Below are 15,910 nucleotides of genomic sequence, written 5' to 3'. Positions count from 1 at the left end.
AAAATGCGTTAAAAAAAATAGGAAATTGATTTTGTTAATAATATTTAACAACTTACATTTGCAGCTAATAAACACTTAAAACTTAAATTTTTAAACATGAAACATCTTAGCAAATTATTAGTTGTTGCCTTACTTCTTGTAGGTTTTAGCAACGTACAAGCGCAAGACGAAAACAACCCATGGCAGATTAGCTTTGGTGTAAACGCAGTTGACGTTTACCCAACTAGTGATGTAAGTTCATTTGGTAATGAATTCTTCAATGCAACTGACCACTGGAACATTTTGCCTTCTATCTCTTATGTTGGTGTATCCAAGTCTGTAGGTGATGGTTTTTCTGTAGGCGCAAGAGGTTCTTTAAATAGAATCAGCAAATGGGGCGATGTTGCAGTAGATGATTTATCATATTATGCCGTAGACGGTACAATTAAGTACAATCTACTAAAAAACACAACTATTGACCCATTTATTGAAATCGGTGGTGGTTACACATGGATCGATGAAGTTGGTGCTGGTACTGTAAATGGTGGTGTAGGTCTTAATTTCTGGTTTTCAGAAAATATGGGACTTACTTTACAAACTCAATACAAGCATGCTTTTGAGGATTATCTTGCTCCTCATTTTCAGCACTTGGCTGGTCTTGCAATCAAATTTGGTGGAACTGACACAGATGGTGATGGTATCTACGACAAGGATGATGCTTGTCCAGAAGTTGCGGGCTTAGAAGCTTTCAACGGTTGTCCTGATGCTGATGGTGATGGTATAGAGGATAGCAAAGATGCTTGTCCTAATGCTGCAGGTTCTAAAGAAATGAACGGTTGTCCTGATGCTGACGGTGATGGTGTTGCTGATAAAGATGATGCTTGTCCAAGCGAAGCTGGTTTAGCTGCATTGGCTGGTTGTCCTGATGCTGACGGTGACGGTGTTGCTGATAAAGATGATGCTTGTCCAAGCGAAGCTGGCCCTGCTGAAAACAAAGGATGTCCTTGGCCTGATGCTGACGGTGACGGAGTATTGGATAAAGATGATGCTTGTCCAGAAGTTGCTGGTACTGTTGCTAACAATGGTTGCCCAGAAGTAACAGAAGAAGTTCAAAAACAATTGAATGACTATGCAAGAACTATCTTGTTTGATACAGGTAAATCTTCTATCAAAGCTGAGTCAACTTCAGTAATGGTTGATATCATTCAAATATTGAGTGAGTACCCAACTGCTAAATTTACTGTTGAAGGACACACTGATAGTGTTGGTAGTGCTACATTGAACCAGAAATTATCTGATTCAAGAGCTAATTCAGTTAGAGATTTCTTAATCAACGAAGGAATTGGTGCTGATAGATTGACTGCCATCGGTTACGGTGAAGACAAGCCAATCGCTACAAATAATACAAGAGCTGGTAGAGCTCAAAACAGAAGGGTAGAAATCAACTTGGTAAAATAATCAAGAAGTAACAAACCTTTTTAATAAAATTAAAAGCTCCGCATAATGCGGAGCTTTTTTTATTTTTAGACATGCAAAGTTTTTTAGAAGAAGTACTTAGTGATATATGGCGTAAATACAAAAGCTTTGACAACATAGTATTTATTCTACCCAGTAAACGTGCTGGCACTTTCCTAAAAAGCATCTTGGCAAAAACTGCCAAAAAAACCTTTTTTTCCCCAAAAATTTATTCTATTGAAAGTTTTGTAGAGAAGATTGCAGGAGTCTCTTATGCTTCCAATACCCAACAACTCTTTGATCTCTATAATAGTTATTTAAAAACCTTTGATGGTGAAAAGGATGAATTTTACACTTTTTCCAAGTGGGGACAAACACTCTTACAAGATATCAATGAAATAGACCGTTACTTAGTTGACCCAAAACAAATATTTTCCTACCTCTTAGCCATAAAAGAATTGGATTATTGGGATAAAACTCCAATGATGAAATCCTACATTCACTTTTGGAAAAATTTGGAACAACTATACACACATTTCAATACTGGCCTTTTAGAAAAAGGAATAGGTCATCAAGGATTGGTTTATAGACAAGCTACATACAATGTAGGTGGTTTTTTAGAAGAATACAATGCGCAGAAATTCATTTTCATAGGTTTTAATGCGCTAAACAAAGCAGAAGACTACATCATTCAAAAAATCCTGAAAAATGGAAATGGGGACATTTACTGGGATATTGATTCTTATTTTCTTGAAGATCCAGTCCATGATGCTGGTTACTTTATTAGAGAGCATAAAAAGAATTGGCCTTTTTTTAGAAAAAACCCCATTAAAGGGCTCAGCAACATTTATTTGTCCGAAAAGAAAATCCAAATCATTGGAGTTCCAAAAAGTGTTTCGCAAACAAAATATGTAGGCACTTTGCTAAACAATTTAAAGGAAGTCAATTCAGGTTTCTTAAAAAACACAGCTGTAGTTTTGGGGGATGAAAGCCTGCTAAACCCAATAATAAATTCTATTCCAAAAGAAATAGAGGGAATAAACATTACTATGGGTTATCCTATAAACAAAACCCCAGTATCTAGTTTGTTTTCTCAATTATTTGAATTGTACATAATCAACAATCCTAGGGGGTGGTACTATAAAAATGTTTTAGACATTCTCTCGCATCCATATGTTCAAATTCTCCTTTCCAATGAAAAAATCAATAATTCCTCCAAAATTGGCGAGGAAATTAGCCTTAGAAACTGGGTGTATATAAATCTTGAAAAAATAAGACGTATAATAGGCGAGCAATCTTCACCCGCATCCTTCATTTTTTTTACACATTCAAACTCTCCCTATGAGTTTATAGAAAAATGTTTGCTCTTTATTGAGGAACTTAAAAAGGCCTTTATTGAAAACGAAAACTCGCTGGGCCTTGAGTATTTATATCGCTTCCATAGGTTGTTCAATCAACTGGGAGAACTTGTCCTTAAACATTCTTTTATACAAGACTTAAAAACGCTTTACGGACTCTATAAAGAATTAATCACTTCAGAAACTTTAGATTTTCAAGGGGAACCATTGCAAGGTCTTCAAATAATGGGAATGTTGGAGAGTAGAAACTTAGATTTTGAAACGGTTATCATTACTTCAGTTAATGAGGGTATTTTGCCATCAGGTAAATCTAACAATTCATTTATCCCTTTTGATGTTAAAAAAGAATATGATCTGCCAACCTATAAAGAAAAGGATGCTGTTTACACCTATCACTTCTATAGACTGTTACATCGTGCAAAGAATATATATATACTCTATAATACAGAGCCTGACGTTCTTGAAGGTGGAGAAAAAAGTAGATTAATCACCCAATTATTGACGGATGAAAACAAAATACAGGATATTACACAAATTATAGCATCCCCAAAAATACAACCCGCATTAATTTCCCTTAAGGAAATTCCAAAAAACAAGGGTTTACTAACCCGTATACAAGAAGTAGCGGCATCAGGATTTTCACCATCTTCTCTTTCTAATTATATCAGAAATCCCATTGATTTTTACAAACAAAGTATTTTAAAAATATACGATGCTCTAGAAGTGGAAGAAAATGTGGCTTCCAATACATTTGGCACCATTGTCCATGACACCCTAGAAGAGCTATATACTCCCTTTATAGGTACATTTTTAACCAAGGACAATCTGTTACGATTAAAGCCGTCCATTCCAAAAGTGGTAACCTCTCATTTTAAGAAAAATTATTCTGATGGTGATATTACAAGTGGTAAAAATTTAATCGCATATAATGTTGTCCTAAAGTATGTTGATACGTTTATCCATATGGAAATAACCGAAGCGGAAAAGCATCAAATAAAAATTTTAGGATTAGAGAAAAACCTAAAAATGAAGCTTAACATTCCTGAACTTGATTTTCCTGTACTCTTAAAAGGAAAATTAGACCGAATAGATGAAAAAGACGGAATACTTAGAATCATTGATTACAAAACTGGAAAGGTTGATGCTAGAGATGTTAAAGTAACCCATTGGACAGAAATTGCCACTAGTTACAATAAAAGCAAGGCTTTTCAACTTTTATGTTATGCCTTAATGTATAATGATAAAGAATCCTTTAAAGAGATTGAAGCTGGAATTTTTTCCTTTAAAAATTTAAAAAGCGGATTTCTTCAATTTAAGGCTGAAAGCAATTTTATTGATGTGGATACCCTAAATACTTTTGAAAAATATTTAAAAGAGCTTGTTATGGAAATCTGCAATCCAGAAATTCCATTTATAGAAAAAGAAGTATAATTACTTTAAATCTGGTCTTGTAGGGCGCACTTCTATTTTACTAGGCAACGTTCTTGGGTGCATTTTTAATAAATCTAACACCAAATCCCCTATATCTTCTGGTTGTATCTTCCAAGCATCAGCTTCAGACGGTTCATGACTGTTAAAATGTGTGGCAACAGAGCCAGGCATTATAGTAGATACCTTAATGCCGTATTTTCTTAAATCCAACATTGCGGCCTGAGTAAAACCAACCACACCAAACTTAGTGGCATTATAGCCCGCAGCTGTAGGAAAGAAGTTTGTCCCCGCCAAGCTTGCCAGTGTTATATAATAACCCTGCGCTTTCTTTAATGCATCCATAGATGCCTTCAAGGTATGGAACACTCCATTTAGATTGGTATCAATCATTTGGTGCCAATTATCAATAGACAATTCATCTATTGGAGCAAAATGACCCACGCCAGCGTTTGCCAAAACCACATCCAATTGTCCCCATTTATCCAAAATTTGTGCTATAGCGTTAATTTCATCATCAATTTTTGAAACATCAGAGCTTAAAGTCAAAATATTATCTTCTGAGTTCAAATAATCCATAGCCTCATCCAAAGATTTTTGTGATCTACCGCTTATGGCAACCTTCATTCCAACCTCCAATAACTTTTTGGCAACACCAAGTCCTATTCCCTTACTCCCTCCTGTAATATAAACTACTTTGTTTTTTAAGTTCATCTTCTCTTCAATCATTTTTAAACCCCGCCACTAGCTCTTTTAATTGCTGTAAGTTGGTAATTCCTATCTTTTTTCCAGAAGTCTTAATCCAACCTTTCTTTTTGAATTCAGAAATAATTCTAATCGCAGATTCTGTGGCTGTTCCCACAACATTTCCAATATTTTCTCGAGATAAGGTTAAAAGCAAAAAACCATTTTCATCTTCTCCAAAATTATTTTTAATATACATAAAAGCTTCAGCTATTCGCTGCTTTACATTCATTTGGGACATGTTAACAATTACATCGTCTGCATCTTTTAAGTCGTGCGCCAATTGCTTCAGCATAACTACAGCAAATTCCGGATTGTTTCGTAAAGAATTAACCACTTTCTCTTTGGGAATAAAACAAACCTCCATATCATCTACAGCTACAGCGCTAAGATTGGTGTGTTCTTCAGCAATGACAGACCGTTGCCCCAACACTTCTCCTTTGGCAACCAACTTAACAATCTGATCCTTTCCATTAGGGCTTAATTTTGAAAGTTTGGAAACCCCGTTACGTACGCAAAAAACACCATTTAATTTTTCCCCTTCATCAAATATTATTTCTCCTTTTTTTATGGTCTTGGTTATTTTAGAATGTGAGATTTCCTTGAGCTCCTCCTTGTTCATAGCCCTCATAGCGTTCAACTGTCTTACAATACATTGCTCACACTTACTCATACCATAAATTTACACATATGCCTGCACAAAACCTGATAATTATCATATTTTATTATAGTATAAATCTAAACCTTTGCTCTTAGGTATAAGAGCAAAATTATGGATAAGGTCCTATGTTACCACTGTGGTGACCAATGTGATACAACCCCAATTATTTTTGATGATAAACCCTTTTGTTGCAATGGGTGCAAAACGGTCTATGACATTTTTTCAAGCAATAATTTATCCTATTATTATGATTTACAAACTTCAGCAGGCGCAACACCAAATATAGTAGAAGGAAAGTATAACTTTCTGGAAGAAGAGACTATACAGGAAAAGTTGTTGGAATTTAATGATGGTAACTTACAAATTATTAATCTTTACATTCCTCATATTCATTGTAGTTCCTGTATTTGGGTATTAGAGAATCTCAATAAACTGCATGGTTCCATAGTAAGTTCTTATGTTGATTTTCCAAAAAAAACCATTAGAATTACATATAAAAATCAATATCTGTCTTTAAAAGAATTGGTGTTGCTACTGTCCAAAATTGGGTATGAACCCTATATCTCTTTGGATGATTATGGCAAAGCAAAAAAGAAAACAAATCATAGTCTTATTTACAAAGTAGGCGTTGCAGGTTTTGCCTTTGGGAATGTGATGTTCTTGTCCTTTCCAGAATATTTTCAGGTAAGTGGTTTTTGGATAGATCAGTACAAAACACTTTTTCGCTGGCTAATGTTTGCCTTTTCCTTGCCCGTGGTTTTCTATGCGGCTCAAGATTATTTTATTTCGGCCTACAAAGGGCTCCGTTCTAAAATTTTAAATATTGATGTGCCCATTGCTCTCGGTATTACGGTTCTATTTATTAGAAGCACCCTAGAAATAATTTTTGATTGGGGTTCTGGTTTCTTTGATAGTCTTACAGGACTGGTTTTTTTTCTACTGCTTGGGAAGTTTTTTCAACAAAAAACTTATTCTTTTCTTTCGTTTGAGCGAGATTACAAATCATATTTTCCTATTGCTGTTACCCGAATCATTAAAGGGAATAAGGAAGAGAATGTACAGGTCTACAACATAAAAAAAGGAGATCAACTGCTTATTAGGAATGAAGAATTAATTCCTGTAGATGGTATATTAATCCGTGGAAATGCCCAAATAGATTACAGTTTTGTTACGGGAGAATCTGCGCCAGTAAATTTAAAGTTAGGAGAAAAGGTTTTTGCAGGGGGAAAACAACTATCTGGCTCTATTGAAATTGGTGTTTTAAAAACCATTTCCCAAAGTTATCTAACTCAACTCTGGAGCAATGCTGTTTTTCAAAAAAATAAAACCAGTACGTTCCAAACTATAACTGATAGTATTGGAAAACGTTTTACTATTGCTGTGCTTACCATTGCTTTTATTGCCACCGTTTTTTGGCTATTCAATGACAGTAGTAAGGCTTTAAATGTATTTACCGCTGTACTTATTATTGCATGCCCTTGCGCAATTGCTTTAGCTGCTCCCTTTACTTTGGGAAATATGCTTCGAATTCTTGGAAAAAAGAAGTTTTACCTCAAGGATACAGCAACTATTGAACAATTAGCACAAATAAATACTGCTATTTTTGATAAAACAGGAACCATAACTACAGCCAAGAAAAATGCTGTTTCTTATGAAGGGTTAACCCTTACGCCCCAGGAAGAATCCCTGCTAAAAAACACCTTGCGTGCATCCAACCATCCATTGAGTCGGTCTTTATACAGTATTCTCAAAGAGCAAGACATTTTGACTTTAGATGATTATCACGAATATCTTGGTAAAGGTATTGTGGGAGTAAAGGAAAAAGATAGTATAAAGATTGGTTCTGCCTCTTTTATAGGCAAAAATCTATCAGATAATCAACAAAATACATCTGTACACATTAGTAGTAATGAAGAATATAAAGGGCGTTTTGTTTTTAAAAATGAATATAGAGAGGGGGTCACATCCTTTTTTAAGGTTATGGCAAAAAAAATGAATGTGGCCATACTTTCTGGAGACAATGATGGGGAAAAATCAAGATTAACAAAATTACTCCCAAAAAACACGCCTCTTTTATTCAATCAAAAACCAGAAGACAAATTAAACTACATAAAAGAATTACAAAGCCAAGATAAAAAAGTGATGATGGTTGGTGACGGGCTTAATGATGCTGGGGCTTTGGCTCAGAGTAATGTAGGTATTGCCATATCAGAAAATGTCAATGTGTTTTCTCCCGCTTGTGATGGTATTCTAGATGCCTTAAAATTTAAAGAACTGTACAAATATATTATGGCTTCTAAAAAAGCCATGAAAATCATAAAAACAAGTTTTATGCTTTCGCTATTGTACAACTTAGTAGGGCTCTATTTTGCTGTCACAGGGCAATTACAACCTGTTGTAGCAGCCATTTTAATGCCATTGAGTTCTATTAGTGTTGTGGCTTTTACAACTATTGCTACTAACATTATTGGAAGAAAATTGAAATAAATATAAAAGCTGATAAATGTCATTTTTTAAGGAAATAGAACGGAATATTTTTACAATATAATTCAGGTAGGTATGAGTGTTATTTATGTGTTGCTGGCAATTAGCATTGTTGTAGCCGTCATCTTTTTTGTTGCATTTATCGTTTCGGTAAAAAATGGGCAATATGATGATTCCTATACACCATCTGTGCGCATGCTTTTTGAAGATGAATTGGTAAAAACGACCTCTCCTAAAAAGAATAAGAAAGAAATCCAACTAAATAAAAGTCAAAAATTGTAATTATGGAAGTACAACAGTTTTATTACGATAATAAAATCGTAAAGAAATTCCTCTACGCCACCCTCTTTTGGGGTATTATTGGAATGCTAGTGGGACTACTCTTAGCATTCATGTTTCTTTTTCCAAATGTAACGGATGGTATATCATGGCTTAGTTTTGGTCGTTTACGACCACTACATACAAATGCCGTGATTTTTGCATTTGTGGGCAATGCCATTTTTGCTGGTGTTTATTATTCTACACAGCGATTGCTCAAAGCACGTATGTTTAGTGATGCCTTGAGTAATTTTAATTTTTGGGGTTGGCAAGCCATAATTGTTGCCGCTGCCATTACATTACCATTGGGATACACAACTTCTAAAGAATATGCTGAGTTGGAATGGCCTATAGATTTAGCCATTGCCTTGGTATGGGTAGCCTTTGGCTGGAATTTAATTGGCACAATTATTAAAAGAAGACAGCGACATATGTACGTTGCCATTTGGTTCTATTTAGCCACATTTGTAACTGTTGCCGTACTTCATATTTTTAATAGTTTAGAGCTTCCGGTAAGTGCTTTTAAAAGTTATTCTGTTTATGCAGGAGTACAAGATGCCTTGGTTCAATGGTGGTATGGTCATAATGCTGTTGCTTTTTTCTTGACCACACCGTTCTTGGGGCTTATGTACTATTTTGTGCCAAAAGCTGCAAACAGGCCTGTTTATTCTTATAAACTATCCATTGTTCACTTTTGGTCATTGATATTTATTTACATCTGGGCTGGTCCTCATCACTTATTATATTCTGCCCTTCCAGATTGGGCACAAAATTTAGGTGTTGCTTTTTCTGTTATGCTAATAGCTCCTTCTTGGGGTGGTATGATAAACGGATTATTAACGTTGAGAGGTGCTTGGGACAAAGTAAGAACAGATCCTACATTAAAATTTATGGTTGTGGCCATAACAGGTTATGGTATGGCAACTTTTGAAGGACCAATGCTTTCTCTTAAAAATGTGAATGCCATTGCCCACTTTAGTGATTGGATTATTGCACACGTACATGTAGGTGCTTTGGCCTGGAATGGCTTTCTAACCTTTGGAATGGTGTATTGGTTGGTGCCAAAAATGTTCAAAACAAGGCTGTTTTCTAGAGGTTTGGCCAACTTCCATTTCTGGATAGGCACTTTGGGTATAATTCTCTATACGCTTCCAATGTATGTAGCTGGTTTTACACAAGCCTTAATGTGGAAAGATTTTAATCCAGATGGCACTTTGGTATATGGTAACTTCCTTGAAACAGTATCTCAAATTATTCCAATGTATTGGATGCGTGCCATTGGAGGTTCCTTATACATAGTTGGGTTCATTGTAATGCTTTACAACGTGGTGCAAACAATACGTTCTGGTAGCAAAGTAGAGGATGAATTGGCTGAGGCTGCTGCATTAACCAAAGTATCCAAAAAAAGGACAGCTGGTGAAACTTTCCATACTTGGTTAGAGCGTAAGCCTGTGCAATTGACCATACTAGCCACTGTTGCTATTCTTATTGGTGGAATCATTCAGATTGTACCTACTATTTTGGTGAAATCCAACATTCCTACCATTACTAGTGTAAAACCTTATACCCCATTAGAATTGGAAGGTAGAGATCTATATATACGTGAAGGTTGTGTGGGTTGTCACTCGCAAATGATTCGCCCTTTCCGAAGTGAAGTAGAACGATACGGAGAATACTCTAAAGCTGGGGAATATGTTTATGATCATCCTTTCCTTTGGGGAAGCAAACGAACCGGGCCAGATTTAGCTAGAATTGGAGGAAAATATTCAGACAATTGGCATTTAAACCATATGTATGATCCACAAAGCACCTCATCTGGTTCCATTATGCCTGCCTATCAATGGCTAGTACGCAATGAACACAATCGCGGCAACATTGAAACAAAAATGAATGCCATGGTCACATTGGGTGTCCCTTATACGGAAGCCGATATTTCCAATGCAAAAGAGGCTATGGATAGACAGGCCACACAGATAGAAAAAAACCTGTATTCTGATCCAGATTTTGCAAAAAGTTATGAGGAGGACAAAAAATATGCACAGGAAAACGGAGAACCTTTTGTAGAAATGAGGGATAGGGAAATTGTAGCCTTGATTGCCTACCTACAGCGATTAGGTACCGATATCAAAATAAAAGAAACTGGAGAAATAATATCAGAAAATAATTAAGCCATGCTAAAATTTGTAAAAAACCATATGGAAAGTATCGATGGGGTTGCAACTTATCCCATGATATCATTATTAATATTCTTTGTCTTTTTTGCACTGCTTTTCTGGTGGGTATTTACCGCAAAAAAAGAGTACATCAAAGAAGTAAGTGAACTTCCCTTAAACGATAATACTAAAACTGATCAATTATGAAAAATCTAGGTCCTTGGTGGATACGCATTCCACTTCTTTTTTTCGTCATTTTTGGATTGATGGAATACTTTATAGACTCTGGCGATAAGCCCGCATTTATAGAATATCCCATAACTCAGTTTTTCTTAATCCTGGTGTTAATGATATTGGTTGCAATAGAGCTTATTGTAAAATCAATAGAAAATGTCATGTTTCAAACCCTTTCCGAAGAGGCCAAAGAAAAGTATTTGGCTTCAAAATCTGAAAATTGGGAATGGACATGGGGTAAAAATCTATATAAAAAACTTACTGGTGTTAAACGTATTGAGCAAGAGGGAGAAGTAGTATTAGACCACAATTATGATGGTATTCGGGAGCTGGATAATACGCTACCTCCCTGGTGGGTCTATATGTTCTATGCCACTATCATTTTTGCAGTAGTTTATTTAGTGCGTTTCCACGTTTTTAATGATTACGACCAAAAATTGGAATATGAACAGGAAGTGGCACAGGCCCAATTGGAAATTGAGGAATATAAAAAAACTGCAAAAGACCTAGTTGATATTAATACAGTTGAATTATTGACAGATGCTTCTGATTTAAAAGTTGGCGAAAATGTTTTCACGGCAAATTGTGTAGCCTGCCACTTGGCAGATGGAGGTGGAGGAATTGGTCCTAATATTACTGATGAATATTGGATTTTAGGTGGTGGCATTAAAAATGTTTTCAACACCATTTCTGAAGGAGGGCGAGATGGTAAGGGTATGATTGCTTGGAAACAAAGCTTAAAGCCAGCACAAATAGCTCAAGTGGCAAGCTATGTATTATCATTACAAGGTACAACACCAGCCAACCCCAAAGCAGCTGAAGGAGATATTTGGGTAGACGAAAATGCACCAGCTGTTGAAGAAGCTATAGAGTCCATGGAACAAGTTACCGATTCTATTGAAACAGTAGTTGAAGAATAAACACACTCAAAACGCATATTCTTTCGAACTTACATTAAGTCGAAAAACGAAGATGGAAGAAGAAGAAAATTTTAGAGATTCGATAGGCACCATCAATAAAGAAGGTAAGCGGGCTTGGGTCTATCCCAAAAAGCCAAGTGGTAAATTTTACAAATACCGCAAGTGGGTAAGTTATGGCCTATTGTTATTCCTGGTGCTGGCTCCATTTGTAAAAATAAATGGGAACCAGTTCTTAATGTTCAATGTGCTGGAGCGTCGTTTCAATATTTTTGGCTTTCCATTTTGGCCTCAAGATTTTCACCTTTTTGTAATCTCCATGATAACTGGTGTCATATTTATTACACTTTTTACTGTGGCATTTGGTCGTATTTTCTGTGGTTGGATGTGTCCCCAAACTATTTTCCTTGAAATGGTTTTTCGCCGAATTGAATATTGGATTGATGGTGACCGTGGCGCACAAATACGTTTGGACAGACAGCCTTGGAATGCCGAAAAAATAAGAAAAAGGGTATTAAAATGGATTATCTTCTTTATTATTTCATTTTTAATTGCCAATGTATTTCTGGCATATCTCATTGGCAGCGATAAACTACTGGAATATATTTATGAGGGTCCTTTAGAACACATTAGCACCCTTATTTCCTTGTTGATATTTACTGCCGTTTTCTATTTTGTTTTTGCATGGTTTAGAGAACAGGTATGTATTATTGCTTGTCCTTATGGACGATTGCAAGGTGTATTGTTAGACAATAAATCTATCATCGTGGCCTATGACCACAAACGCGGAGAAGGGAAAAGTGGTCGGAAAAAATTTAGAAAAAATGAAGATAGAGCTGCCTTGGGCAATGGAGATTGTATTGACTGCAACCAATGTGTAAATGTATGCCCCACGGGTATTGACATTAGAAACGGAACACAGTTAGAATGTGTAAACTGTACCGCTTGTATTGACGAATGTGATACCATAATGGAGAAAATTAATTTGCCAAAAGGATTGATTCGTTATGCCAGTGAAGATGAAATCCAGAAAAAAGAAAAATTTAAGTTTACTCCAAGGTTAAAAGGATATACAGCTGTTTTATTTATTCTAATAGGGATTTTAGTGGGTATGCTTTTCTTAAGAAATGACTTAGAAGCAAATATTTTAAGGTTGCCTGGGCAATTGTATGAACACAAAGAAGGAAACATTATCAGTAATGTATATACTTATAAATTGATAAATAAAACAACAAAGGATGTTGAGGATGTGAACTTTAAATTGTTATCCCATAAAGGAGAAATAGAGTTGGTAACACATCAAAACTTTATAGTGCCAGCAGAAAAGCTGGCAGAGGGCACCTTGTTTATTGAAATTAACAATTCAGCATTGAACGGCGATAAAGACAAACTCAAAATTGGCGTTTATAGCGGTGATAAATTAATTGAAACTACCACAGCGAGATTTTTGGCGCCTAGGAGTTATAAATAACTGCCATTATGAATCCGTTTACGCAGATTTGTGATGACATAAAAAAGAATTAACATGAAAATAAATTGGGGAACAGGTATAGTGTTGTCATTTATAGCCTTTATAGGGTTTATTCTATTCTTTGTGGTTAAAATGAGTACTGATGATAGTGCCAACCATGATTTGGTGACCGAAGAATATTATACGGCTGAACTAGGGTATCAAAAAGAAATTGATGCTTCAAACAACGCAAGTAAGCTATCTGAAAAAATCACCCTTAAAAAAACCGATGAAGGATTGATGGTGACATTTCCCAATAGTCCAGGCTACAAACAAATAAAAGGAACAATATCCCTATATAGACCATCTAATAAACACTTGGATTTTAACTTACCCGTAAGTTTATCCACTACACATTTGCTCATACCTGACAAACGTTTATTGGATGGTCGTTGGGATATTAGAATATCCTGGCAAGAAAACGGAAAAGACTATCTATACAAAGAAAGCATAACATATTAAGAATGTTTTGGGCAGCACTAATATTAGGTCTTATGGGAAGTCTGCACTGTGTGGGCATGTGCGGACCCATTGCATTTATGCTACCTTTAGATAGGACCAATAATTTAAAAAAAGGCGCACAAATATTTATTTATCATTTTGGCAGGTTATTGTCTTATGGAGTAATAGGATTGGTGTTTGGCTTGTTGGGCAAAGGGCTTTTTGTTTTTGGAATTCAGCAAAAACTATCCATAATCATTGGTGTCCTTATGATTGTTGTTGTGTTAATTCCTTTAAAAACCTTTAATAGGTACAATCTTTCAAAACCAGTTTATAAACTTATCTCCAAAATAAAAAGTAGGCTGGGAAAAGAGCTTAAAAAGAAAACCCCAGATACGTTCTTGACCATTGGTTTTTTAAATGGATTCTTACCTTGTGGCTTAGTTTATATGGCGCTTTTTGGGGCTGTTGCACTTGGTAGCCCATGGAAAGGTTCGCTATATATGATTCTGTTTGGTCTAGGAACCATTCCTTTAATGACATCTGTAATTTATTTTAGTGGATTCCTTAAAGGAGTCACTCGTAAAAGAGTCCAAAAATTAATTCCCGTTTTTGTAATTATTATTGGTGCTCTTTTTATCCTAAGAGGAATGGGATTGGGCATTCCCTATATATCACCTCCTCCTCCAACAATGGAAATGGCATCTAGCTCTATGGAGTGCCACTAATTCTTACATTCATTGGATTTCCATTATTTTGGCATCCGTAAATAAAAGTGTACTTTTCTATTTCATTCCAACTAAATAATACAGAAAGCATATGGGCAATGGTAAAACCAGAAGGTCTTTTCTAAAAAAAGCAGCACTAGGTTCTGCAGCAATAACATCAATCCCTAACATATATGCCTCTTCATATAAACAAGAATTACTTCTAAAAAGAATATATGAGCACAATGAATATACTGCCAATGACCAAATAAATTTGGCGTTGATAGGCTCTGGAATCCAAGGAATATACGACACATCCTCGGCATTAAAAGTAAGCGGTGTTAAGTTAGTTGGTGTTTGCGATCTATATACAGGAAGGTTGGACCGCGCAAAAGAACTTTGGGGAAATGATTTATTTACCACAAGTGACTATCGTAAAATTCTTGAAAGAAAAGATATTGATGCTGTAATTGTGGCAGTACCTGATCACTGGCATAAAAAAATCACGATTGATGCCATGAAAGCTGGCAAGGCTGTTTATTGCGAAAAGCCTATGGTTCAAAATTTTGATGAGGGTCATGAAATTATTAAAATTCAAAAAGAAACAGGTATGGTTTGCCAAGTGGGCAGCCAAGGAATGTCATCCTTAGGAAATGAAAAGGCCAAACAATTATATGAGGATGGAGCTATTGGAGAAATGGTTATGTTAGATATGTATAATGATCGTTTCTCTTCTGAAGGAGCCTGGCAATATCCTATTCCTCCAGATGCCAACCCTAATACAATAGACTTTGACACTTTTTTAGGAAGTGCACCAAAAACGCCATATGATGCTACACGCTTTTTTAGATGGAGAAACTATAAAGATTACGGGACAGGCGTAGCTGGCGACCTATTTGTACATGCTTTTTCTACTTTAAACTTTATTCTTAGCTCTGAAGGACCAAATAGGGCTTTATCAACAGGTGGATTAAGATATTGGAACGATGGTCGAGATGTCCCCGATGTTACCCTTACTTTTTACGATTATCCAAAAACAGAAACTCATGCGGCCTTTAATGCTTCTTTCCGTGTTAATTTTATTGCTGGTTCTGGTGGTGGTGGTGGATTTCGTTTGGTGGGTACAGAGGGCGTAATGGAGGTGGGTTCTAACTCCGTAAAGCTTACGCGTTCCAAATTGGGTATGCAACCAAGTGGCTATTCATTAATAGCATATACCGAGGAGAATCAAAAGAAAATAAAAGAAACATATGCTCTTGAAAATCTAAATAATAGAAACTCCTCTTTGAACCTTGGTGAAACCACTTTTAAAGCCCCATCAGATTACAAAGGAGGGCACTATGACCACTTCTATAATTTCTTTCAAGGAATTCGTGGCAAAAAGAAAATTATTGAAAATGCCACATTTGGATTAAGAGCTGCAGGAGCAGCCCTTTTGGCAAATGAAAGTTTCTACCAGCAAAAACCTGTGAACTGGAATCCCAAAACAATGAAATTAGTTTAAAAAAAATTTACTAAAAA

13 protein-coding genes are annotated in these 15,910 nt (G+C 35.8%); 11 read left to right on the top strand and 2 right to left on the bottom strand.

The genetic code is table 11. The features are described from left to right. The first annotated feature begins 96 nt into the window (after positions 1–96). Both AC000W_RS01340 and AC000W_RS01335 read left to right on the top strand, forming a co-directional pair. On the top strand, positions 97–1,437 hold the full coding sequence (locus AC000W_RS01340) for an OmpA family protein (protein ID WP_474745365.1): 1,341 nt from the start codon (positions 97–99) through the stop codon (positions 1,435–1,437). Positions 1,438–1,508: 71 nt separating this feature from the next. Next, positions 1,509–4,223 (top strand): PD-(D/E)XK nuclease family protein, encoded by a 2,715-nt coding sequence (locus tag AC000W_RS01335; RefSeq protein ID WP_474745364.1) that lies wholly within the window; start codon positions 1,509–1,511, stop codon positions 4,221–4,223. On the opposite strand, the gene AC000W_RS01330 is transcribed toward AC000W_RS01335, so the two are convergent. Together AC000W_RS01330 and AC000W_RS01325 are read right to left on the bottom strand one after the other, a co-directional pair. Then, positions 4,224–4,934 (bottom strand): SDR family oxidoreductase, encoded by a 711-nt coding sequence (locus AC000W_RS01330; protein WP_474745802.1) that lies wholly within the window; start codon positions 4,932–4,934, stop codon positions 4,224–4,226. It lies immediately after the preceding gene. A gap of 7 nt (positions 4,935–4,941) precedes the next feature. Further along, entirely contained in the window at positions 4,942–5,637 is a 696-nt protein-coding gene (locus AC000W_RS01325; protein WP_474745363.1) for a Crp/Fnr family transcriptional regulator, read from the bottom strand. A gap of 99 nt (positions 5,638–5,736) precedes the next feature. Between AC000W_RS01325 and AC000W_RS01320 the strand changes: the two genes are divergently transcribed. From AC000W_RS01320 to AC000W_RS01280, 9 genes are all read left to right on the top strand, one after another. Then, complete coding sequence (locus AC000W_RS01320) at positions 5,737–8,112, top strand: heavy metal translocating P-type ATPase (RefSeq protein WP_474745361.1); 2,376 nt, start codon at positions 5,737–5,739, stop codon at positions 8,110–8,112. A gap of 72 nt (positions 8,113–8,184) precedes the next feature. Next, the gene (gene ccoS / locus AC000W_RS01315) at positions 8,185–8,391 is read left to right on the top strand and encodes a cbb3-type cytochrome oxidase assembly protein CcoS (protein ID WP_474745359.1); all 207 of its coding nucleotides are present in this window, start codon (positions 8,185–8,187) and stop codon (positions 8,389–8,391) included. 2 nt (positions 8,392–8,393) lie between these two features. Next, a complete protein-coding gene (gene ccoN / locus AC000W_RS01310; RefSeq protein WP_474745358.1) occupies positions 8,394–10,595 on the top strand; it encodes a cytochrome-c oxidase, cbb3-type subunit I in 2,202 nt (733 codons plus the stop codon). A 3-nt stretch (positions 10,596–10,598) separates the two neighbouring features. Next, positions 10,599–10,787, top strand: coding sequence for a CcoQ/FixQ family Cbb3-type cytochrome c oxidase assembly chaperone (locus tag AC000W_RS01305; protein WP_474745357.1), 189 nt, complete (start codon positions 10,599–10,601; stop codon positions 10,785–10,787). After that, positions 10,784–11,734: a cbb3-type cytochrome c oxidase N-terminal domain-containing protein gene (locus AC000W_RS01300; RefSeq protein ID WP_474745356.1), complete on the top strand. Its 951-nt coding sequence runs from the start codon at positions 10,784–10,786 to the stop codon at positions 11,732–11,734. The genes AC000W_RS01305 and AC000W_RS01300 overlap by 4 nt, the downstream gene beginning before the upstream one ends. Positions 11,735–11,786: 52 nt before the next feature. Beyond that, on the top strand, positions 11,787–13,202 hold the full coding sequence (gene ccoG / locus AC000W_RS01295) for a cytochrome c oxidase accessory protein CcoG (RefSeq protein WP_474745354.1): 1,416 nt from the start codon (positions 11,787–11,789) through the stop codon (positions 13,200–13,202). A gap of 54 nt (positions 13,203–13,256) precedes the next feature. After that, positions 13,257–13,703 (top strand): FixH family protein, encoded by a 447-nt coding sequence (locus AC000W_RS01290; RefSeq protein ID WP_474745353.1) that lies wholly within the window; start codon positions 13,257–13,259, stop codon positions 13,701–13,703. Positions 13,704–13,705: 2 nt separating this feature from the next. Next, positions 13,706–14,410, top strand: coding sequence for a sulfite exporter TauE/SafE family protein (locus AC000W_RS01285; RefSeq protein WP_474745352.1), 705 nt, complete (start codon positions 13,706–13,708; stop codon positions 14,408–14,410). Positions 14,411–14,501: 91 nt separating this feature from the next. Further along, on the top strand, positions 14,502–15,893 hold the full coding sequence (locus AC000W_RS01280; protein WP_474745350.1) for a Gfo/Idh/MocA family protein: 1,392 nt from the start codon (positions 14,502–14,504) through the stop codon (positions 15,891–15,893). The last annotated feature ends 17 nt before the right edge of the window (positions 15,894–15,910 follow it).

Source organism: Saonia sp., from assembly GCF_056326165.1.
The sequence above is the reverse complement of the archived record's forward strand: the minus strand, read 5'-3'. Positions and strand labels throughout refer to the sequence as shown.

What these genes read in the sequence shown, in the direction of transcription:
- AC000W_RS01285 (WP_474745352.1), top strand. Translation starts at nt 13,706, where the DNA reads ATGTTTTGGGCAGCACTAATATTAGGTCTTATGGGAAGTCTGCACTGT.
- ccoS (WP_474745359.1), top strand. Translation starts at nt 8,185, where the DNA reads ATGAGTGTTATTTATGTGTTGCTGGCAATTAGCATTGTTGTAGCCGTC.
- AC000W_RS01280 (WP_474745350.1), top strand. Translation starts at nt 14,502, where the DNA reads ATGGGCAATGGTAAAACCAGAAGGTCTTTTCTAAAAAAAGCAGCACTA.
- AC000W_RS01305 (WP_474745357.1), top strand. Translation starts at nt 10,599, where the DNA reads ATGCTAAAATTTGTAAAAAACCATATGGAAAGTATCGATGGGGTTGCA.
- AC000W_RS01330 (WP_474745802.1), bottom strand. Translation starts at nt 4,934, where the DNA reads ATGAACTTAAAAAACAAAGTAGTTTATATTACAGGAGGGAGTAAGGGA.
- AC000W_RS01300 (WP_474745356.1), top strand. Translation starts at nt 10,784, where the DNA reads ATGAAAAATCTAGGTCCTTGGTGGATACGCATTCCACTTCTTTTTTTC.
- AC000W_RS01290 (WP_474745353.1), top strand. Translation starts at nt 13,257, where the DNA reads ATGAAAATAAATTGGGGAACAGGTATAGTGTTGTCATTTATAGCCTTT.
- AC000W_RS01320 (WP_474745361.1), top strand. Translation starts at nt 5,737, where the DNA reads ATGGATAAGGTCCTATGTTACCACTGTGGTGACCAATGTGATACAACC.
- ccoG (WP_474745354.1), top strand. Translation starts at nt 11,787, where the DNA reads ATGGAAGAAGAAGAAAATTTTAGAGATTCGATAGGCACCATCAATAAA.
- AC000W_RS01325 (WP_474745363.1), bottom strand. Translation starts at nt 5,637, where the DNA reads ATGAGTAAGTGTGAGCAATGTATTGTAAGACAGTTGAACGCTATGAGG.
- ccoN (WP_474745358.1), top strand. Translation starts at nt 8,394, where the DNA reads ATGGAAGTACAACAGTTTTATTACGATAATAAAATCGTAAAGAAATTC.
- AC000W_RS01340 (WP_474745365.1), top strand. Translation starts at nt 97, where the DNA reads ATGAAACATCTTAGCAAATTATTAGTTGTTGCCTTACTTCTTGTAGGT.
- AC000W_RS01335 (WP_474745364.1), top strand. Translation starts at nt 1,509, where the DNA reads ATGCAAAGTTTTTTAGAAGAAGTACTTAGTGATATATGGCGTAAATAC.